Origin of the sequence: Vibrio kyushuensis, assembly GCF_050337325.1 — a bacterium.
Taxonomy (GTDB): Bacteria; Pseudomonadota; Gammaproteobacteria; order Enterobacterales; family Vibrionaceae; genus Vibrio; species Vibrio kyushuensis.
In genome coordinates, this window is record NZ_JAKJSV010000006.1 from 104786 (window position 1) to 126679 (window position 21894).

Genomic DNA, 21894 nt, shown 5'->3' on the forward strand with positions numbered 1-21894 from the left:
ATATAATCTTCATACTACATAAGTTTCATACGATAAAAGTTTAACCCGACAAAAAAAGACCTAGCTCGAAAGCTAGGTCACAGCAATATGTTCAGCAAAAGAAAAAGTTACGCTTGAGTAAGCTCTGCCGTTTCTGCCTTTACTTGTACGTTGTGAATGCTCACTTCGCCACCAAGCATCGTCGCGTGAACTTTGATGTCTTTCACGAGTGTTTTGTCTACTGCTAATACGTCTTCATTTAAGATAGCCATGTCAGCAAGCTTACCGACTTCAATAGAGCCGATCATGTGTTCTTGCTCCATCAGGTATGCGGCACCCATTGTAACAGCATGTAGTGCTTGCTCTGCTGTTAGACACTCATCTTCACCGTAAACAGTACCAGAGAATACACACTGACGATTCATAGCACCCCACATCATGAACAGTGGATTAACTTGTGTTACTACATCGTCACAGTGAATAGAGAAAGGAACGCCTTTCTTAGCTGATGTTTGGAATGGGTTCAGTGTTTTAACGCGCTCTGGACCGACAGTTTGTGTTGCGTGAACATCACCCCAGAACGGGATGTGTGTACCAAATAGGTTATGAACAACACCCAGCTTGTTCATACGGTCCATCTGCTCTGGCGTTACCATTTGGTTGTGCTCTAAACAGTGGCGTACGTTTGGTTGCGGACACTCATTTTGCATGCGCTCAATCAGGTCAAGTAACTTAGTCGTACAACCCTCACCATTACAGTGGAAAGAGATGCTATAACCTAATTTGTGTGCGTAGAACACATCGCTATACATCTTCTCATCATCGTATTGAAAGTGACCGTTCTCTTTTCCGTTGTAGTACTTTTCACCTTCTTTCAGCGCTGCTGTGAAACCTTGAATCGAGCCATCTGTATTTAAATATTTAGTCTTGGTCGCAAAAAGACGATCGTTACTTGCTGCTTTAAAACCCGCTAATTCTTCTTCGTTAAAGTTAGGTACTAATGGGTAGGCTGCCAGGCGAGATTTAAACATCGGCATTTGAGAAAGAGCTTGATAAAGCGGGTAAGGATTATGTGGAACACCCATGCCACAATCAGACATCGTTGTTACACCAAGGCGACTTGTGCTGTCAGCGTATCCAACCATTGCAGCTACTGCATCTTCTGCTGTACCTAAGTTAAACGCACCAATTTTAACAGCACGTAAAATGTCTGGCATTTCCGCTACTTCACCCGTTAGGCGGGCATCCTTTTGGAATACAAATGCAGGGTTGTCTTCAATACTAAAACCTGCTTTTTCAATTGCTACCGTATTAAATACCGCTACGTGACACGAAGCGTGCATAAACATCACTGGTGAATCACTGCACAATGCATCTAGGAAATCACGGTCAACGGTCGTGCCGTCTGTCATTAATAGAGGATCTAAACCCCATAAATTTAACCATTCACCCTTTTTGCCAGCTTCATTATGTTCAGCTACAAACTTTTCTACAGTTGCCACTAATTCATTTTTAGTAAGGCTAGCAGGAAGAACTTTACCACCACCTGCACTTCGTTCAATTTGGCCACCGTAGCCGAAAAGAGACGTAAATAGCGCAGCGCCTAGTGGGTGCATGTGAGCTTCAATGAAACCAGGAACGATAGTTTTTTCTTTAAACTCTTCATTTAAAGTGTATGAGATGGACTCGTTAGCAAGGAACGTTTCAGCTTGTTCAATTGTACCAACGAAAGTGATTTTTCCACCTTGTACTACAACCGCTTTTGCTACTGGCTGCTGTTCGTTAACCGTAATGAAATTACCCGTGTAAAGAACTGCATCTTCGTTGTATGCAAGGCCCGGCTTTAGGAAGGTTTGTGTTGTCATTTTTATGCTCCACGTATTTGTAGGATTCAATCAAAACTTGATTGCATACACATTGCCATAGCCACGGCTACCGTCGAGAATTAACAAATGAAATTAAATGCTTAAAAATAATGAGGACTAAATAGTTATCAGTAAAAAAATATTAAAATAAAAATAAATACCGAGCTGAACGTTAACTTATTGAAAAAAAAGACCTAGCAACAACTAGGTCTTAGTTTCGTTATAAACGGAATTTTAATTAAGCTTGCGCAAGTTCCACTTTTTCAGCGTTTACTTTTGCTTTATGAACCGTCACATCACCACCAAGCATCGTTGCGTGAACGTGAATGTTTTTAACCAAAGTCTTATCAACTTCTAGCACGTTCTCATCAAGAATGGCTAAATCAGCAAATTTACCCACTTCAATCGAACCTTTCATGTTTTCATGGCCCATTAGGTAAGCAGCGCCCATTGTTACAGCATGAAGGGCTTCTTCTGCATTCAAACACTCGTCTTCACCATATACGTTACCAGAGAAAATACACTGACGATTCATTGCACCCCACATCATAAACAGAGGATTAACTTGTGTTACACCATCATCGCAATGAAGTGAGAAAGGAACGCCCTTCTTAACAGACGTTTTGAATGGATTTAGGCGTTTAACCAGCTCTGGACCTACCGTTTGAGTAGCATGAACATCACCCCATACAGGAACATGAGTTCCAAAAAGGTTGTGGCAAATACCATTATCATTCATGCGATCCATCTGCTCGTCTGTCACCATTTGGTTATGTTCCAGACAGTGACGGGCATTTGGCATTGATGTATCAGCTTGCATGCGCTCAATCAGTTCAATCAGCTTTTCTGTAGTCCCGTTACCGTTACAGTGGAATGAAATGTTGTAACCTGCTTTATGGAAAGGTAAGCAAGCTTCATAAATATCTTCAATATCACGAGTTAACGAAGTACTTGGTTTACCATTGTAATAGCTTTCACCATCAAGAAGGTTTGCTGTAAAGCCTTGAATTGATCCATCTGTATTAACGAACTTAACACTTGATACGCTTAAACGATCGTTATCACTCTCTTTCATAGCAGCAACTTCTTCGGTCGAAAAAGTACCAACTAACGGGTATGCAGTAACACGTAATTTAAAGGCGGGGTTTTTGCTAAGCGCTTGGTACAGAGGGAAAGGGTTTGACGGTATGCCCATTCCACAATCCGATACTGATGTAACACCTAGAGAGTTTGCAATATTCGCATAGTCTACTAATGTTTTTCCGATTACAGCAGGATCGTTACCGTAGTTAAATGCTCCTACGTTAAGAGCGCGGTAAATATCTTTCATCTCGGCAATATCACCGGTCAATCGACCATTTTCTCGTAGAACAAACTCTGGATCGTCATCAAGGCTGTAACCTGCTTTTTCTAAAGCCAGCGTGTTCATTCCCGCAATATGGCAGCTTGCATGCATTAGAAATACCGGAGAGTCATCTATAATTGTATCGAGGAAGTCACGGTTAACAACCGTATCATCAGCCATCAAAAGAGGATCTAGGCCCCATAGATTTATCCACTCACCGGTTTTACCTGAAGCATCATGCTCAGCTTTTATTTCCATTAGACGGGCTTTAAGCGTCTCCCCCGTACAACAGCCTTTCAGCAACTTACCTTCAACCCCTAAACGGTCATATTGCCCTGCATATTCAAACATCCCCGTGAATAATGCCGCGAGTAAGGGGTGCATGTGCGCTTCGATAAACCCAGGAACTACAGTTTTCCCCCTGAATTCTTCGTTTAGCGTGTACGAAATAGATTCGTTTGCCAGAAATGTTTCTGCTTGATCTGTCGTGCCTACGAAGATGATTTTTCCCGCTTGTACCGCAACTGCAGATGCAGCAGGTTGCTCTTTGTTAACGGTAATGAAGTTGCCCGTGTATAAAACGGTTTCTTGGTTATAGTTTAGGCCGGGCTGTAGGTAAGATTGAGTTGTCATTGTAGGACCCATAGTTATGTTGGATTTAATGTTTAAAACCATGATATGGGTTAGCATTCATTTCTTAAATTAGAATTAAACTAAAGGAGCATTCGAATTATTAGAACGGTTAACTGTGAAAAAAGATCCTTTAGCTACAATTGAGCTTAAATCACTCAGAGTCTTGTCAGAACTCCTTAAGAATCACAACGTTACTTCAGTAGCTTCAGCAATGGCGATGCAGCCTTCAAGTGTGACCTACCATTTAAATAAGCTTAGAGAGAGCCTTGCTGACCCACTCTTTGTACAAGTAGGCAGGCAATTAACACCAACTCAACGAGCATTATCACTCGAACCCAAGCTTGCGGTTCTATTTTCAGAAGTTGAAAACATCGTAAACCCTGAACTATTTGACCCATATACTATCCATCACAATTTTAAGATTGCGATACAAGATATTGGTGCAGAAGTCCTTGTTCCCATTTTACTCAAGCGATTGAATGTAGAAGCACCGAATGTAACGATAGAAATAATTAATTGGCCAAGCGATGTAGAGCAGCAAATGCACGACGGTACGATTGATATTGCCATCAATGCGATCGTAAACCTAAGCTCTCAAATACATGGCTATCAGCTGAATAACGTTCCATTAAGCCTTGTCGTTCGAAAAGATCACCCACTTGCAAGCGGTGCGTATGACATCAACGAGATTTTCGATTATCCACAAGTTCGTGTCGCCCCTACCGCGTTGGGTGAAGGTTATGTTGACCAACTAGCCGAACGTTTAGGAAAACACAGAAATATTGTCTTATCAGCATCAACCTTCTCGGTACTCTCGTCTGTCATTAAAAGCTCTGACATTGTTGGTGTATTCGCCTACGGAGCGGCACAGCAGTTGGGGCATCATGACTTTTTCTATAAAATAATTGATGAAATACCACCGATCCCGCTTCACTGTTTTTGGCATCAACGTGTACATCACGAACCCGCGCACCAGTTTATTCGTGGACTTATCATAGAGATCTCGCAAGAGTTGATTAAGAAAAGTGCTGAGTCGTAGTGAATAAAAAACAGGCATTAACTATCTCAACAATTAGAAAATCAAATAGTTACCACAGTCTGGGTATCAATCACCTTTATAATGAAAATCTAACCTCTTTAATTTGGATACTAAAATGTCAAATAAGCTAAGTTCACTGCTGTTATTGCTTTCTTTATTTTGCGGTTTTTCCTTTTTTGCTGTTGCGTCAGAAAGAGCTGATATCGGTTGGGAAAAAGTATCACAAGGGGCTGTTCTCATCGACGTGAGAACCCCGGATGAATTCCAACAAGGTCATCTAGAGGGGGCATTGTTACGCCCCTTACAAGAAATTGATTCTTGGTACTCTAAGTTGCCAAAAGACACCGATATTGTACTTTATTGTCGAAGTGGGCGTCGCTCTAGTGTCGCTTTCGAGCACCTACAGTCATTAGGTTTTAGCCAAGTTCATAATGCTGGCGGTTATCAAGAGATGCTTCAAAGTAAACCATAATATTGGACCTATAAGATCGCTAACTCTGATTAAAACGCCCAAAGATTGTCATGACTTTCAAGACAGTATTACTGGCGCAAGGCACTGACTCGTTACAATAAGCCTCTATACACTGTCTGCCTTTAGACACACGATCATGTGGAGGCAGTAATGAGCCGGTATCTATTTGTTATTCTAGTGCTTCTCGCAGCAGGGTGTTCATCAAGAACCAACATCAGTAATTCAGCGGTTTCTGAAGGAATAAGCGAGAAACACCCGCCCTACTCTCTGGCTAACAAAGCTCAACGTCCTATTCAATCTGATACCTTAATTTTAGTTAGCTTTTCTGGAGGAGGAACCCGCGCAGCAGCTCTCTCATATGGTGTATTAAAAGGGCTTAATGACCTGCATACTTATGATTCAACACTGCTTGAGCATGTCTCTGTTATAAGTTCAGTATCAGGAGGCAGTTTTACCGCAGCCTATTATGGTGTTCATGGCGATGAGATTTTTCAACGCTACGAACAGGACTTCTTATATAAAGATGTCTCTAAAGGATTAATTGATATTCTTTTGAGTCCAAGTTATTGGTTCTCAAGATTAGATAGAAGCACTGCTGCAGCCAATTACTACCACAATGAACTGTTTGAAAAGGCAACATTTTCGGATATATCTCAAAACGGTCCTATGATCATTATTAACGCGACTGATCTGGGTGGCGGAGTCCGCTTCTCCTTTGTTCAGGAGTATTTTGATTTAATATGCAGTGACATCAATGAGTACTCAGTATCTAAAGCGGTCACAGCGTCCTCCGCTGTCCCCTTCATTTTCCAACCTGTCGTCTTAGAAAACCACTCTGGATGCGATTCTCAATTCAACCTTAGCTACAACGACACGACATACGAATCTGATAATTCTACCTACTTGCATTCAACTAAATCAGGATTAGCCAGCTATTCAGATAAAGAAGCGAGACCCTATATCCATTTAGTAGACGGTGGTATTACTGATAATCTTGGGGTCTTAGCACTCTATGATGTAGTTGAGACACAATTAACCTCCTTTGAACACTTGGAGTCTGCAATAAACAATATTGTCATCATTTCCGTTGATGCCTCTACAAAACCAAATTGGACGATTGATCAATCACCCAACAAGCCCACTACAGCCAATACTTTTGGGGCCATCACGGATATCCAACTCCATCGATATAATGACCTGAGCAAGCGCCTAATCGATGAACGGCTACAGCAGTGGGAGCAAAAATCGAGCAATCGAACGACACATTTTGTTGATATTAATCTACTTGATGCACATGATAGGGAGTCCATGTTTGCAATCCCGACTGATTTTTCATTAGAAAAGCAGCAAGTCGATGCTCTTATTCAGCACGGATACCAAGCAGTAATGAGCAATAAAACGCTCGGCAATCTATTCACTCAATAACCTTGAATTCCCGATACAGGGTAATCAAGTACAACCATTAGAGGAAATATGAATTATTTAGAAGGTGTCTTACACATCGAATCATTTTTGGCCGTGACACTTGGGATCATCGTTCTCTTTATCGGTCGAAGACTTACCCAATCTAGTTACTATCTCAGAGAGTTCAGTATTCCTGAGCCTGTCTCTGGTGGCATTTTAGTTTCTGTACTCTTTGCGGTTTTACATTATGTAACCCAAGTGGATATTAGCTTTGATCTTGCAGCTCGTGACTTATTACTCGTCTACTTTTTTACCACTATTGGTATCAATGCGAGCCTATCGGACTTATTCAAGGGCGGTAAGCCATTGATTATTTTGCTCGTCATTACCATCGGTTACATGATGATTCAAAACCTTACGGGTATTGGTATCGCGACGCTACTGGGCCAGCCTGAAGCATTTGGTTTACTGAGTGGCAGTATTTCACTTATTGGTGGGCATGGCACCGCAATCGCTTGGTCGCCAAGAGTCGGAGAAATGTTCGATTTAGACACCGCGATGGAAATCGGTATAGCCAGTGCAACCTTCGGTCTCATTCTAGCGAGCTTGATGGGTGGACCTATTGCTAAGTTTCTCATCAAACGACATAACCTAAAAGCCAACCCAGATGAAGCGCCTGATGTCGGCACCGACCAAGCTAAGCCTCAGCCACAAATCAATGCCTATGACTTCCTAGATGCTGTATTAGCGATTCATGTTTGTATTATTTTAGGTGCAGTACTTAACGAAGTGATCGATTCATTTGGGCTTCAACTGCCTCTATTTGTTAGCTGTTTGTTCGCAGGTATCTTAATTTCAAACTTAATCCCTAAATCTTACCCTAGACTCACCGGAACTCGCTGGCCTTCTCGCCAACCCGCTGTTGCGCTCATAGCTGATATTGCGTTGGGTTCATTTTTAGCGATGTCTTTGATGAGTATGCAACTTTGGGTATTGATCGATTTGGCAGGGCCTATTTTTGTGATTCTTTTTGCCCAATTTGTTATCGCCATCTCTATCGCGATATTCGTCATATTCCCATTAATGGGGAAGACTTATGACGCAGCAGTTATTTGTTCAGGATTTGGGGGAATCTCATTAGGTTCTACGCCAACAGCTATGGCAAACATGTCTGCAGTGACACAAAAATACGGTAATTCCCATCAAGCATTTATCATTGTTCCACTCGTTTGTGCCTTCTTTATCGACCTTGCTAACGCGTTTATGATCCCTTATTTCATCAATATAATATCTTAATAACCACGCTATACACCTTGTATGATATTTGTCTTATACAAGGTGTACTTTCACATAATAAATACACATAAAACACAGCTACTCATCATCACTGCTTCTATAATCGAAAATACCAATCTCTGTTATAGGCAAAGCCGTCTTTTACTTATCTCCATTTGACATTAATCTAAGCTCAAAGATGAACAGTTAAGTGCGTTAAATCAACAATTTGGCGAATAGTTAAACCGATTAATCGAATATCGATCTCGCCTAACAAATACGAGTTTGATTCTGAGCTAATTTAAAGTTTAAGCACTAAATTAATAGTGGTTCATATAACAATACACACTCAGTCACTTTTGAAATCACACTGTAACTATGAAGGAATTAATTCATGAGTAAGAAGTTAACTACAGCAGCAGGCTGCCCTGTTGCACACAACCAGAACGTTATGACAGCAGGACCACGTGGCCCTCAACTTTTGCAAGATGTTTGGTTTTTAGAGAAGCTCGCTCATTTTGATCGTGAAGTGATTCCAGAACGCCGTATGCACGCTAAAGGCTCTGGTGCTTACGGTAAATTTACCGTCACTAACGATATTTCTAAGTACAGCCGAGCAAAAATTTTCTCTGAAGTCGGCAAAGAAACAGAGCTGTTTGCTCGTTTCACAACAGTCGCTGGCGAACGCGGTGCAGCCGATGCCGAGCGTGATATTCGTGGCTTTGCATTAAAATTCTACACGGAAGAAGGTAACTGGGACCTTGTTGGTAACAACACTCCGGTATTCTTCCTACGTGACCCACTAAAATTCCCAGACCTTAACCACGCGGTTAAACGTGACCCTCGCACTAACATGCGTAGCGCTACCAACAACTGGGATTTCTGGACATCACTGCCTGAAGCATTCCACCAAGTTACGATTGTAATGAGTGACCGTGGTATTCCAGCTACTTATCGTCACATGCACGGCTTTGGTAGCCACACGTTCAGCTTCATCAATTCTGATAATGAACGTTACTGGGTGAAATTCCACTTTAAATCTCAGCAAGGTATTAAAAATCTGACTGACCAAGAAGCTCAAGAGATCTGTGGTAAAGACCGTGAAAGCCACCACCGTGACCTGTATGACAGCATTGAAAACAAAGATTTCCCGAAATGGAAAATGTACGTTCAGATCATGCCGGAGCTTGAAGCGGAGCAAGTGAACTTCAACCCGTTTGATTTAACGCGTGTTTGGTCTCAAAAAGACTACCCGTTAATTGAAGTCGGTGAGTTTGAACTAAACCGTAACCCAGAGAACTTCTACGCAGAAGTAGAACAGTCAGCGTTTAACCCTGGTGCGGTTGTACCGGGTATTGGATTCTCTCCAGACAAGATGTTGCAAGGTCGTCTGTTTGCTTACGGTGATGCACAGCGTTACCGCTTGGGTGTTAACCACCATCAAATTCCAGTGAATGCTCCACGCTGCCCAGTAAACAGCTACCACCGTGATGGCGCAATGCGTGTAGACGGTAACTTTGGCTCAACGATTGGTTATGAGCCAAACCACAAGCAAGAGTGGCAGGAGCAACCTGATTACTCTGAGCCACCAATGAAGATCTCTGGCGATGCTGACCACTACGATCATCAGGTTGAAGACGATTACTTCACTCAAGCGGGTGACCTATTCCGCCTAATGACGGCAGAACAGCGCCAAGTATTATTGGAAAATACGGCTCGTTCACTCGATGGAGTTCCTGAGTTTATTCAACAGCGCCACGTTGATCATGCTTATCAAGCTGATGAGGCTTATGGCAAAGGGTTAGAAACTCTACTAGGCTTGTAAGAACAACAAAAAAGCGAGGCGCTAAGACGCCTCGCACATTCCTCAACCGTCACTGGAAGGTCTATTATGAAAAACTTATCTTTCTTCAAACTATTTGATACAACTGAACTTTTTATTTTCTACTGATTGGTGCAGTAAGTGGTGGTCATAATTCAAAGCCAATAGAGCGTTAATCTATTGATAGTTCACTTATGTTATTTGTGGCCAACTCATATCGAAACTCTTTACCCATCAGTTCATAAACATTAAATCGCACTGTATTCCAGTTTTCGTCGAAATTATATTCAAACACACTGTCTCCTGTGGCTAGACTCTGAGTCAATGTCCACTCTGTTGCGTAGCCAGACATACCATTGCCAAAGTCTTTGTATGGTGCATCCGTCGGGACTCGATAAGGAACAGTCGAGACTTTCATCATTCCATTTTGAATGCTCGTCGGTGCTGATAGTTTGCTCTGAAAGTAGCTAGCATGAATGAATCGACTTTCGGCGTTTGGGTTTCCATAAGAGCCAAACTTTGTATCTCTATCCGCATCTTGCCACGAGTCCACAACCTCTTTTCGGTTATTGAGATGCTCTTTCATTGATGGGTCGTTGGTCATGATCATGGCCTCTTCACCCCGATAAATGTTGATACCCTCTTGATCCAATTCGATAACGGCGCGGTCACCGCTTTTATCTGTGATTGACCAATGTAGCTTGATATCCATTGGCATTCCGTCAAGGGAGACGTGACCAAGATTAAGTAAAGGGATTGCAGTGACAGCCTCTTCCACGGAGGCATAATTTGCCACTATGTATTCACCAAAAACGAATTGGCTGATACTTGATGGCTTACTAGCTGGTTTCATTGTCATCGGGTTATAAAAAAGACTGTTAACCTGTAGCCCTTCGCTGTTCATACCATCATGCATGAGATCGCCATACGCAAGTATTGCCACAATGTCATATTTCACAGTGTAAGAATCACCGTTCCCATAACCTTGGGTAGAGCGCTCAGCGCCTTTTAATATACTCGATAGTGCAGGTTGCGTGGCTTCTACCCAATCATTTGTTCGCGAGGTAAACGTACCTAACTCCGTATTCCAAGCTACAGATGTACAAGCGTGAACAATTGATGCGCTGCCTAACGAGGCAAGTAATGCGATTGATGCTAATTTAATCTTCATATGCTGCTCCTATAAGTTCAGCATCAGATTAATCGAACACAACCTCACATAACACTCACTTACCGATGATTAAACCCTCATGGTGTTTGGAGTGTTGGCAAAGGCTCTCTGTAATCGCTTTTCTCACAGGCCCACTTTCTGAATGGTTCATAAACCAAATTGCTAGCGGATATCTAAGTTGGGTATTTAACTCTTCAACAGAAATTTGTACAAGCGCGCCAGATTCGATTTCAGATTGAACAGCATGAACAGGGGCGATTGCCCACCCTTCTCCAATTTTTAGTAACTCAATCAACACGCTCATTGTTTCAATTCGCTCAATGACTGACGAGACCTGCATCGTGCGCTCAATGTCCGAATAGTAGTAGTCTTCCAACAGTAACTGACGACTCGTTTTCACGTCTCGCACACTGATTTTTTTGCTTCCAAAGTTAAAGAACGTAGGAGAAGCAACAACGGTAAAGGGCATGCTCAATAAATGTATAAAATCTCTCGCCGATGCACCTCTGCTAGTGGCGTCGATAAGCACAATGCCCATGTCCGCTTCCCCAGACTTCAATGCACTCTTCACTTCGTCTTTACTTCTGTGTAGCCAATGTATATTCGCGTGCGGGTACTGCTTTCGAACATCCTGAACGGTGGAGGCAATTAAGCTTACTGGCATCAACCCGGTATGGTAGATACGGATATCACTCTCAACCCCTGCTTCCATCGTCTGACATAAACTTTCAAATGCAGTGGAATTGTCATGGAGTGTTTTGGCATGAGTAAAAAGTGCCTCCCCTTGCTCTGTCAAGCTTGGAAACTTTCCGCCTCGGTCAAACAACGTCATATTAATTTCAATTTCAAGGTTATTAATAACCTGTCCTAGCGTTGTTCTATGCTTTCCTAGCCTACGAGCAGCTGCGCTAAAAGAACCCGCTTCTGCAACGGCAACAAACGCTCTAATCTGTTCATAACTGATATTCATATGAGGATCTAACCCTACAAACCTGATTTATATATGAGACTATTCTTTGTCACTCTTCCCGTCTAGATATTCCAATCATTAGAGTGATACACAATGCAAAAAAGCACCTTACCTTTCACATTACTACTCACCTTTGTAACACCCGCTACCTCCTTAGCCGGAGATCACCTCATTGAGTTTAAATCGGAAAGAAGAGGAAGTGATTTTCAACGCCATTTCGCAGAGCTGCATAGTGCTTGGGGTCAACAAGGGATTGGCATACTTAATACGACACTAGAGCTAAATGGCACCACCACCCAACTTGGAACTGTCACAAATATACACCCCGGATTTAGCTATCTAATGCCAATATCAGAGGACCTATTCATTGGACCCGCAGCAAAATACAACTACATTGCGGGGAAAAAAGATGCAATTAAGGCAGGTTTAGCTTTCGCCTATATGGGTTTCGATGACATTCAACTGAGCGGCCAGGTGCGTTATGACCACCAACTCGGTCATAGTAGCTTTGACTTAGTTCGCTCTGACCTACTCGTTAGTTTTCCTATCAGCCAAGATATATACCTTTCAACAACCTCCACCAACATGAATCCAGTAGAGGGAAATAACGGTTCATGGCAGGAGTATGAATTCGAGTTTAAATACAGTGGTTTTGAGAATATTCTCCCTTATATTGGCACAACTATTACCACTGATAATGATCCGTTAGGCCAAGGGGACAATGCCATTATTGCTGGTTTCTATGTTCCATTTAATTAAGACTAACATGATGAAATCTACTGCTAGATTCCCAGTAGCTATAGACAAATTGATAAATTCTCTTGATCTAAGCAATTAGACAGACAGTGAAAAAACCGCTCCACTCGCATTGTTTCTACTATGATGTGAGTGCCTTTCCTTAGATACAACCTCTTCCATCAACACAAGGTAAATACAAATAACTATCATTAGCTATCGCAATTAATATCAACACTCTTTATCATAATAGAAGCAATCAAATATATAACTCTCATCTATTATGATATTTCTAATTACCGGCGCCTCTGGTTTCATTGGCTTTTCTGTTGCAAAACAGCTTCTTGAGCTTGGCCATGATGTTGTTGGTATCGATAATCACAACGATTACTACGACGTTAACCTAAAGCTCGCTAGGCTTGAGATCCTAAAGCGTTACGGCAAATACCGATTTCACCTTATAGATATTACTGATGGCGATAAGCTGCTAACCCTATTTTCGGTGAATCAATTTGACCGAGTGTTCCACTTTGCCGCTCAAGCCGGAGTTAGACACTCAATCGACGCACCAATGAGTTATGGGCAAAACAACCTCATGGGCTTTCTCAATATCCTTGAAGCATGTCGCCAATATAGTATCGCTCATTTGATCTATGCTTCTTCTAGCTCCGTTTATGGTCTCAATAGAAAAACACCATTTTCAACCTCTGATGCCGTTGATCACCCGGTTTCTTTATACGCAGCAACTAAGCGTTCAAACGAACTCATGGCTCACTCCTACTCTCATTTATATGGTCTACCTACAACGGGATTACGCTTTTTTACCGTTTATGGCCCTTGGGGAAGACCTGATATGGCCCCTTTTCTTTTTACTAACAAAATTCTGCAACAAAAGCCGATTAGCATTAATAACCATGGTGATATGTGGCGCGATTTCACTTATATCGACGACATTGTCAATGGCGTGATTGGGGTTTCCAATGCAATCCCTTCTGCATTACCAGAGTCTGAAGATACTAAGCTATCGCCCGAGTTGAGCACTGCTCCTTATCGTATTTTCAATATTGGTCATGGAAGCCCAGTTAACTTAATGCGCTTCATTGAACAAATTGAGACTGCAACTGGAGTCAGCGCCATTAAGCAGTTTCGTGAGATGCAAGCTGGGGATGTGTATCAAACCTACGCAGACACACAGGATTTGTTTGATGCAATCAGCTATCGACCACAAGTGAATATTGAACAAGGTGTTCAGTCATTCGTAGATTGGTATCAGCACTTTTATGAAGTGAATTGAGACGATATGAGAATTACAGTTGTTGGATCAGGTTATGTCGGTCTATCGAATGCGGTATTACTGGCAAAAGATAATCTTGTTACTTTGCTCGATATTGATGAAGAGAAAGTATCTCAGATTCAAAATGGAATAAGCCCAATATCCGACCCTGAGATTGAAGACCATTTGAAGAATAATTTTCTATCTCTCTCCGCAACGACGAATATGCACCACGCATACTGCGATGCGAATTACGTCATCATAGCCACGCCAACCAATTACGACGTCTCCACCAACGCCTTTGATACCAGTAGCGTTGAATTGGTTATTAAACAGGTCACCATGATTAACCCATCAGCCACGATTGTGATTAAATCGACGGTGCCTGTTGGGTTTACAAAGCAGATATCTCATAAGCTGGGTGTCGTTAGTGTTCTATTCTCTCCTGAGTTTCTTCGTGAAGGTCGAGCCCTTTATGACAACTTACACCCTTCTCGTATTATTGTGGGAGAACGAAGCCAACGTGCCCATGCATTTGCCGAGTTAATGCAAGCCGCTGCGATTAAGCAGGATATCGACATAGTACTGACCGACTCCACCGAAGCCGAAGCGGTTAAACTGTTTTCTAATACTTACTTGGCGATGCGAGTGGCTTTCTTTAACGAGCTCGATTCCTACGCTGAAAGTCATGAATTGAATGCTAGGCAAATTATTGATGGTGTCTGTCTGGACCCACGAATTGGCGACCACTATAACAACCCTTCATTTGGCTACGGAGGCTATTGCTTACCGAAAGACACCAAGCAAATTCTCGCCAACTATCACGATGTACCCAATAACTTGATTCAAGCGATTGTCGATGCGAACAGTACACGCAAAGATTTTATCACTGATGCTATTTTGAAACGTGCGCCTAAAAAGGTCGGCATTTATCGCCTGATCATGAAAGCAGATTCGGATAATTTCAGAGCTTCTTCGATTAAGGGGATCATGCGTCGTTTAATTGAAAAAGGCGTAGAAGTTATTGTTTATGAGCCACTTCTTGAACAAGATGAAATCTATCATTCAGCTGTAGAGTCTAATCTACAACGCTTTAAAGGCGAGGTTGATGTCATTGTTACCAACCGAATGACCAATGAGCTCAATGACGTCATTGATAAAGTTTACTCTAGAGATATATTTGGCAACGACGAATAGATTCAATTTGCGGTTTAGGTCCAATGACATATAGCTAAACCGCGTCGCTTTTTAATTCAAGCTTCAAACGTTGTTATTCTAACTAAGCGAGTGCTTTCTGAATAAAAGACTCGATCGCATCTGGTTTAGTGGTAGGTGCAAAACGTTTAATCGGCTGACCATCTTTACCCACTAAGAACTTAGTAAAGTTCCACTTGATACGTTGACCTAATACACCGGGAAGTTGTTGTTTAAGATAGACATACAGTGGATGTGTATTATCGCCATTAACCTCAATTTTTTCGCTGATGGTAAAATCGACCCCATAATTAATCAGGCATCCACCGCTGATTTCCGCCGCATCACCCGGTTCTTGTTGACCAAATTGATTACACGGACAGCCTAGAATGACTAAGCCCTGATCAGAGTATTGTTCATGTAGCTTTTGTAGCCCTTCATATTGCGGTGTTAATCCACATTGGCTAGCCGTATTAACTACCAAAACGACCTTACCTTCAAATTCGCGAAGGTTTAGCTCTTTCCCTTGAAGGGTATTGATCGATTGCTGATAAAAATCACTCATATTGAATTCCTTGTCGTTGATGACCTCAACTATCGAGCTCAAATAATTTCTTCGCCCAACAATCTCGATTTCTGGTTATTTAGTAAGATTAGTCAGTAACTCTTCACAATCTTTTTTCAACTGCTTCAACGTCTCGATATCCATTTTAGACGTACACATCATTTGACCGGGGATACCTTTGGCTTGCTCTCGCAACTGCATCCCTTGTTCGGTAACGGAAACAATCCGAATACGCTCATCTTCCAAACTACGAGTTCGAGTGACGTATCCTTTCCCTTCCAAACGTTTGACTAAAGGCGTCAACGTGCCTGAGTCCAAGCGCATCTTGTTGCCAAGTTGTTTAATATTGATTGTCTCTTCTTCCCACAACACCATCATCGCTATGTATTGTAAGTAAGTAAGATCAAGCGCTTTCAGTAGTGGCTGATACGCACGCCCCATCGCATTAGACGCACTATACAGTGCAAAACAGACCTGATTATCTAAATGAAGATTGCTATCTGTGTTTGATTTGTCCATCACGCTCACCCAAATAATAAAACTTAATTGCGCACAATATACTTGCGCGCTCCCAGCTTTTCAATTAGTATCACTCCAAACAAGATTGTGCGCAATTTAATTTTACACAATCAATCAACTCTGCACCGAACATATCGAATTTAGGGAAACAAATCATGACTACTATTTATACAACTTCAGCTACCGCATTATCAGGTCGTAACGGTCAAGTAAGCACTGACGACAACAAACTATCACTAGCGTTAAGCTATCCAAAAGAGATGGGCGGAACGGGTGAAGCGACTAACCCTGAACAGTTATTTGCGGCGGGTTACTCTGCTTGTTTCTCAAATGCACTTTTACATGTAGCTCGTGAAACGAAAGTAGCGGTTAAGTCTGCCCCGACAACAGCAACAGTCGGTATTGGCCCAAATGAAAATGGCGGCTTTGCTTTAACAGTAAGCCTATCTATAGAGCTTGAGTTAGACCAAGAACAAGCCGTGCAACTCGTTAAAACGGCTCATCAAGTATGCCCCTACTCAAACGCAGTTCGCGGTAACATCGATGTGAAACTTTCTGTTAACGGTGTCGCGCTTTAATAGTATTTGAGCTGAAACGGGAGAACAGGCGCTACGGGGAATTTTGTGGCAAGCAATTCAGTTCGACTTTTACAAACATAAGACTAAATCAAAGTTCAAGTAGCCCTATTATCTGGTTCTGATTATTTTTCAGTCAGAACCAGATTAACAATGTCTATCGAGTATTCCTTTCTTTCAATACTCCACTCTCACCCCAATAAAATATCATTATCGGGTGATGCTACTTCTGTTCGAGCGCTAAAAGTTTTACACCAAACGCGATAAAGACGGTGCCTGTAATACCTTTTAAAATTCGTTGAATCGACTCACTTTTCGAAACCACGGTAATGCGTGATAGAAGCATAATCACTGAAGAGAACCAAAGAAGATTGATTGCGGAATGGATGGTGACAAGTAGAAATGCATAGGCAATGACGTATTCACCACTAGGAATGAATTGAGGAAATGCCGCGAGGTAAAACATCGACACTTTTGGGTTAAGTGCATTGGTTAAGAATCCTTCAAAAAATGACTTCTTCAATCTCTTCCCTGTATGTTTATTTTCTAGCTGCCCACTATCACTGTTACTAACCTCCCTTCCCTTTTTCTCCAATTCTGAAGAAGTATTCGATCGTGAAAATGCGCCCATTAAAGACTTAATGCCAATCCAAGACAAATAGCATGCTCCGATCACCTTCACGATGAAAAAAGCTTCCGACGACTTTGTTAATAGTGCAGAAATGCCCAAGATAGACAAAGCGCCATGCAGATAAAAAGCGGTCAGAAAACCCATCACATTAGAGAAACCCGCTTGCCTACCAGAAGTTGGAACTGTTTTCGCAATCAGTAACCCATTTGGCCCTGGTGATACAACCAATAGCAAAGCGACTAACGAAAAGCCCACTATTTGAATATAATCCATTGTCACTCTCCTTTACTCAACCGCACTAATAACACCAAACCGAATTCAAACCGTGAAAAGCTTCAGCAAGACTGGCTTGGAAACGAGATCTCTAAAACAAGACACTCTTGGTCGCATAAAAATGGACCATGAACTTCACCCGGAGGCCGACTGGCATAGTCGCCTGCTTCAAGCCAAACACCAAATGCCTTGTCATATAAACGGCCCGATATGATATAAATCTCTTCCGGATAATCATGCGACTTTCCACCAAACTCGCTGGTATCAGCTCCTGATTTAAATCGAGTGAGTCGAGTGTAATCCCCATTCAATTCATCCATAGCGAGAGTTAATTGTTCAATCTCGCCATTGGTGCCCTCTAGCGCTTCCCACTTATCTTTATTCGCTGTGGTCAATACATTCCAGTATTCGACGGTACTTTTACTCATTCACCAATCCCTATGTTTCGCCGTTATTCATTATAATTTTATAACACTACTCGCACGACAGAGCTATCATACATTCGTGCCTATTTTGATTTGAAGTGAATACAGAAACGCACTATGCCCCAGCAAGCCTTGAATAGACGTGTTCATATCCAATAGCCAACGATACATAAACCAATAGCGCCGCCATGAGGTAGTTGAAAACTCGAAAGTAGGTTGGGTTTTCCAAGCGCTTACCAAGGACACGCCCTGCGAGCGAATAACTGGTTGGCGCACCAAACGCCAAGAAAGCCAGTATCAGCGACCAAAAAAGGATTGCACCACCTGAGATGCCCGCACTTGGAAATTGAATGGTCGCCACAGGAAGTGTTGCCACTAGAGCTTTAGGGTTGAGTAACTGCATAAACAACCCATCTTTGAAGCTGAGGGATTTCTGTTCTTTCGACTGACCGCTTAAAGAGACATTAGCTCTTACGACCTTCCAAGCGATATAAAGGATGTAACTGCATCCGGCTAAGCTTATAAAAGGCAACACCTGCGGGTTAATGACGTTAAGCCCAACATAACCAAGAAAAACAAACAGAGTGAACATTGCGCACCCTACTCCTATGAAAAAGCCGATGTGGGTCCGAGTTCGATTGTTTAAACCCGTGTGTAATCCCAATAAATTAATGGGTCCAGGCGTGTACATTACGCCAATCGCGTAGGCAAATATCTCTGACATGAGTAACTCCATAAATTGAAATGCAACAAGCTCTAGCGGATAGCTAGCGATTCCACTGCAATTGAAATTGCTTTGGTGTCATACCGAATACTTGCTTAAAGTTACGATTGAGATGACTGGCATCTGCAAAACCGGAGCCTATTGCCGCTTGAGTAGCGCTTAGTCCGGTGAGTAACCCTTTACGAGCGTGATTAATACGACAGTTCAAAACGTATTGGTGTGGAGTAATGCCAAATTGAGCGCGAAACATTCGAATAAAGTGGTACTTAGACATATTGGCGGCAGCGGCAATGCGATCAATGGAGATATCATTTCCAAGGTTAGCCATGATGTAATCTTTCGCCCTTATTAACAGGGTATCGGTACGAGATCGTGGCGCTGATAAATCTAAACTACCATGATGCCGAACCATCGTTTGAGCCAATAAATACAGGCGAGATTCGTATTCAATCTGAGAATATTTCGGCGATCTAAGCAGTGTCGACATAGACCAAACTTGGTGGCGAAGGATCGGATCATCAAACAAAGTATTGTCTAATCTAAGCGTACTTTTTGAGGTATAGCCAAGCGTCTGAAAGACCGGCGTTATTTCATCAGGGTGGATATATAACATAACGTATTCAAGGTTCTGCTCAACACCAGAATGACCGTCATGGACATCTTCAGGGTTAAACAGCATCACTCCACCGGGTGGGCTCTTATGAAAAGCGTTCCGACAAAAAAAGTCTTGTCGCCCTTGAAGCGTCAGCCCAATGGAATATTCCTCATGAGCATGCTTGGAGTAAGTAAAATCACTCATCGTTGCACTGAGCATTCCGACCTTATCGACCTGCACATTGCTTGTAAATTGAAAGCGATTCCCTGTTTCCACTCTGATTCCCTACTGAGTATTTACACTGTGTGACATTATCTTGGCACACTATAGGAAACTACCGATAAAAAAACTTGAACAAAATTGCGCGATTTCATTTGAAGTATAACTAAAGACGACCAATCAATAGCGAAGAACTCAATAGAGGTTGCCGTAAACCACCCTAGAAAATGGGTTTAGCCACCATTAATAAGTAATCGGCAGCAAACAAAAAAGCCCACTCATTTACTACGTTATCGTAATAAACAAGTGAGCCTTTTATTCTCAACTCATGCGAGTCATGTCGATTGAAAGCTTATTGTTAGCCCTTCACCGCGCCAGACGTCAGCCCTGCAATTAACTGGCGAGAACTGATAGCAAACAAGATCATCAATGGAAGTACCGCTACTGCAATGCCTGTGAACATAGCTCCGTAAGGAATAAGTGCTGTACTGCCTTGTAGTGAACGCAGAGCCAATGGCAGTGTAAACATCTCCATGTCGTTCATAATAACAAGGGGACCCATGAAGTTGTTCCATTGTCCGATGAACGTCACCAGACCTAGTGTCCCCAACGCTGGAGTGATAAGAGGAATGATGATTCTAAAGAAGATAGAGAACTCACCACAGCCATCCATACGCGCCGCTTCAATCAACTCTCTTGGTATTGCAGAACTGATGTATTGACGCATTAGGAAGATACCCATCGCACCGACCGCCATTGGAATGTAAAGCGCTTTCGGTGTATTCATCCAACCTAACCAAGACATGATGAGCGCCGTTGGAATCATGCTCAAGAAAGCTGGCAGCATCATGGTTGCCATCACGAACACAAACAAACGGTTCTTATGCTTAAACTCAAACATTGCAAACGCATAACCCGCCAATGAACAAAACAGTAGGTTCAAAATCGTCGTAATCAATGCGATGTAGAACGACCAACCTAAGTTCTTCCAAAAGTGCGGAAGGTAACCAATAAGAGCGTTCATATTCACGCCCAATTGATCCCCAAACCACATTGGTGGCGGAACAGAAAGGATCGCTTGGTTGTCATGAGTTGCAAAAATGAAGATGAAGTAAAATGGAATCAACATCATCAGCGCACCCATGATGACAAAGCCATAGGCGACAAGCTCACTAAGTGTAAATTTGATTTTCATGATTAGCTCTCGCTCTCTTTGTCAGCAAAGATTTTGTTGTTACCCCATGTAAGGGCCGCAATGATTAAGAATAAGAACCAAGATATTGCTGATGCCGTACCAAAGTCACCTTCTTGGAATGCAGTGATGTACATGTGCATTGCTGCGGATTTCGCCGCTTGGTCAATTCCGCCCGTACCATCAGTAATGATGAACGGTTCTTCAAAGATCTGTAGGCTACCAATAATTGAAAGTGTTACAGCAAAGAACATCATTGGCTTCAGCATTGGCAGTGTTATGTAGAAGAACTGCTTAAGCTTGGTTGCGCCATCAATCGTTGCTGCTTCGTAGAGGTCTTTCGGAATTGTCTGCATCGCTGATAAGTACAAGATTGTATTCCAACCGACATAACGCCAGAACACGACGAATGAAACCATCGTTTTAGTGTATTCAGGCTGATTCCAATCGATATTTTCCGTTGGGAATAGAATCGCAAACGGTTGGAAATCACCAATGCTGATGGTACCGATTGAGGTCAGCATCATATTGATCAATCCATAGTCTCTTGAAAATAGCGTAGTAAAGATCATCGCTACCGCTACGGTTGACGTGATGTACGGCAAGAAATACAAACCCATGATCGTATTACGACCACGTTTAAAGGCGGTATGAATAAAGAACGCCAAAGGAATAGCCACTAGGTGTTGTGGAATCCCTGAAGCTAATGCCATCCAGAACGTGTTGTATAAAGATGTATGGAACCAGTCATCTCCAAGGGTAAAGATATAGTTCTCTAACCCTACCCACTCCATTGCACCAAATCCTGCTGCAGGCTCCCAGTAATGGAACGATAGAAACAGAGAGAACAACATTGGAAATAAACCAAAAATTGCAAATACGATAAAGAACGGGCTAATGAATACATACGGTATCCACTTGTGGCTATTGGCCTTTAGCTTCTCTATCCGAGAGACAGGTTCTACTGGCTCACTTTTCGTCATCATAGTCTCGGACATG

21 protein-coding genes are annotated in these 21894 nt (G+C 42.3%); 9 read left to right on the top strand and 12 right to left on the bottom strand.

What is annotated here, in order from left to right; translation table 11 throughout:
• Nucleotides 1-107: 107 nt before the first annotated feature.
• Nucleotides 108-1844 carry an amidohydrolase gene (locus tag L4D20_RS14090; protein ID WP_428802238.1) on the bottom strand — a complete coding sequence of 579 codons (1737 nt, stop codon included), beginning with the start codon at nucleotides 1842-1844 and terminating at the stop codon, nucleotides 108-110.
• A 238-nt stretch (nucleotides 1845-2082) separates the two neighbouring features.
• The gene (locus tag L4D20_RS14095; RefSeq protein ID WP_428802239.1) at nucleotides 2083-3822 is read right to left on the bottom strand and encodes an amidohydrolase; all 1740 of its coding nucleotides are present in this window, start codon (nucleotides 3820-3822) and stop codon (nucleotides 2083-2085) included.
• A gap of 115 nt (nucleotides 3823-3937) precedes the next feature.
• On the opposite strand from L4D20_RS14095, the gene L4D20_RS14100 reads away from it, so the two are divergent.
• The 5 genes from L4D20_RS14100 to katE2 all read left to right on the top strand — a co-directional run bounded on the left by L4D20_RS14100 (nucleotide 3938) and on the right by katE2 (nucleotide 9837).
• Nucleotides 3938-4861 (top strand): LysR family transcriptional regulator, encoded by a 924-nt coding sequence (locus tag L4D20_RS14100; protein ID WP_428802240.1) that lies wholly within the window; start codon nucleotides 3938-3940, stop codon nucleotides 4859-4861.
• Nucleotides 4862-4976: 115 nt separating this feature from the next.
• A complete protein-coding gene (locus L4D20_RS14105; protein WP_428802241.1) occupies nucleotides 4977-5333 on the top strand; it encodes a rhodanese-like domain-containing protein in 357 nt (118 codons plus the stop codon).
• A 150-nt stretch (nucleotides 5334-5483) separates the two neighbouring features.
• Complete coding sequence (locus L4D20_RS14110) at nucleotides 5484-6758, top strand: patatin-like phospholipase family protein (protein ID WP_428802242.1); 1275 nt, start codon at nucleotides 5484-5486, stop codon at nucleotides 6756-6758.
• A 48-nt stretch (nucleotides 6759-6806) separates the two neighbouring features.
• Nucleotides 6807-8033 carry a sodium/glutamate symporter gene (gene gltS, locus L4D20_RS14115; RefSeq protein ID WP_428802243.1) on the top strand — a complete coding sequence of 409 codons (1227 nt, stop codon included), beginning with the start codon at nucleotides 6807-6809 and terminating at the stop codon, nucleotides 8031-8033.
• A gap of 373 nt (nucleotides 8034-8406) precedes the next feature.
• The gene (gene katE2, locus L4D20_RS14120) at nucleotides 8407-9837 is read left to right on the top strand and encodes a catalase KatE2 (RefSeq protein WP_428802244.1); all 1431 of its coding nucleotides are present in this window, start codon (nucleotides 8407-8409) and stop codon (nucleotides 9835-9837) included.
• 169 nt (nucleotides 9838-10006) lie between these two features.
• Here the strand turns inward: katE2 and L4D20_RS14125 are convergent, their stop codons facing one another.
• A complete protein-coding gene (locus L4D20_RS14125; RefSeq protein WP_428802245.1) occupies nucleotides 10007-11005 on the bottom strand; it encodes a linear amide C-N hydrolase in 999 nt (332 codons plus the stop codon).
• A gap of 55 nt (nucleotides 11006-11060) precedes the next feature.
• On the bottom strand, nucleotides 11061-11975 hold the full coding sequence (locus tag L4D20_RS14130; protein ID WP_428802246.1) for a LysR family transcriptional regulator: 915 nt from the start codon (nucleotides 11973-11975) through the stop codon (nucleotides 11061-11063).
• Nucleotides 11976-12068: 93 nt separating this feature from the next.
• Here L4D20_RS14130 and L4D20_RS14135 point away from each other — a divergent pair, with 93 nt between their 5' ends.
• The 3 genes from L4D20_RS14135 (at nucleotide 12069) to L4D20_RS14145 (ending at nucleotide 15180) form a co-directional block, all read left to right on the top strand.
• Entirely contained in the window at nucleotides 12069-12734 is a 666-nt protein-coding gene (locus L4D20_RS14135) for a hypothetical protein (RefSeq protein WP_428802247.1), read from the top strand.
• 259 nt (nucleotides 12735-12993) lie between these two features.
• A complete protein-coding gene (locus L4D20_RS14140) occupies nucleotides 12994-14004 on the top strand; it encodes an NAD-dependent epimerase/dehydratase family protein (protein WP_428802248.1) in 1011 nt (336 codons plus the stop codon).
• A 6-nt stretch (nucleotides 14005-14010) separates the two neighbouring features.
• Nucleotides 14011-15180 (top strand): nucleotide sugar dehydrogenase, encoded by a 1170-nt coding sequence (locus L4D20_RS14145; protein WP_428802249.1) that lies wholly within the window; start codon nucleotides 14011-14013, stop codon nucleotides 15178-15180.
• An 82-nt stretch (nucleotides 15181-15262) separates the two neighbouring features.
• Here the strand turns inward: L4D20_RS14145 and L4D20_RS14150 are convergent, their stop codons facing one another.
• Together L4D20_RS14150 and ohrR are read right to left on the bottom strand one after the other, a co-directional pair.
• Nucleotides 15263-15742: a glutathione peroxidase gene (locus L4D20_RS14150; protein WP_428802250.1), complete on the bottom strand. Its 480-nt coding sequence runs from the start codon at nucleotides 15740-15742 to the stop codon at nucleotides 15263-15265.
• A gap of 75 nt (nucleotides 15743-15817) precedes the next feature.
• A complete protein-coding gene (ohrR, locus tag L4D20_RS14155) occupies nucleotides 15818-16261 on the bottom strand; it encodes a transcriptional regulator OhrR (RefSeq protein ID WP_428802251.1) in 444 nt (147 codons plus the stop codon).
• A 155-nt stretch (nucleotides 16262-16416) separates the two neighbouring features.
• On the opposite strand from ohrR, the gene ohr reads away from it, so the two are divergent.
• Nucleotides 16417-16839 carry an organic hydroperoxide reductase Ohr gene (gene ohr, locus L4D20_RS14160; protein ID WP_428802252.1) on the top strand — a complete coding sequence of 141 codons (423 nt, stop codon included), beginning with the start codon at nucleotides 16417-16419 and terminating at the stop codon, nucleotides 16837-16839.
• A 220-nt stretch (nucleotides 16840-17059) separates the two neighbouring features.
• Here ohr and L4D20_RS14165 read toward each other — a convergent pair whose 3' ends face one another.
• The 6 genes from L4D20_RS14165 to L4D20_RS14190 form a co-directional block, all read right to left on the bottom strand.
• A complete protein-coding gene (locus tag L4D20_RS14165; RefSeq protein ID WP_428802253.1) occupies nucleotides 17060-17740 on the bottom strand; it encodes a LysE family translocator in 681 nt (226 codons plus the stop codon).
• 62 nt (nucleotides 17741-17802) lie between these two features.
• On the bottom strand, nucleotides 17803-18168 hold the full coding sequence (locus L4D20_RS14170; RefSeq protein WP_428802254.1) for a cupin domain-containing protein: 366 nt from the start codon (nucleotides 18166-18168) through the stop codon (nucleotides 17803-17805).
• A gap of 112 nt (nucleotides 18169-18280) precedes the next feature.
• Nucleotides 18281-18889 (bottom strand): LysE family translocator, encoded by a 609-nt coding sequence (locus L4D20_RS14175; protein WP_428802255.1) that lies wholly within the window; start codon nucleotides 18887-18889, stop codon nucleotides 18281-18283.
• Between the two features lie 43 nt (nucleotides 18890-18932).
• Nucleotides 18933-19760 carry a helix-turn-helix domain-containing protein gene (locus L4D20_RS14180; protein ID WP_428802256.1) on the bottom strand — a complete coding sequence of 276 codons (828 nt, stop codon included), beginning with the start codon at nucleotides 19758-19760 and terminating at the stop codon, nucleotides 18933-18935.
• A 301-nt stretch (nucleotides 19761-20061) separates the two neighbouring features.
• Nucleotides 20062-20898 (bottom strand): carbohydrate ABC transporter permease, encoded by an 837-nt coding sequence (locus L4D20_RS14185; protein WP_428802257.1) that lies wholly within the window; start codon nucleotides 20896-20898, stop codon nucleotides 20062-20064.
• Between the two features lie 2 nt (nucleotides 20899-20900).
• Nucleotides 20901-21893 carry a carbohydrate ABC transporter permease gene (locus L4D20_RS14190; RefSeq protein ID WP_428802258.1) on the bottom strand — a complete coding sequence of 331 codons (993 nt, stop codon included), beginning with the start codon at nucleotides 21891-21893 and terminating at the stop codon, nucleotides 20901-20903.
• Between the last annotated feature and the right edge of the window lies 1 nt (nucleotide 21894).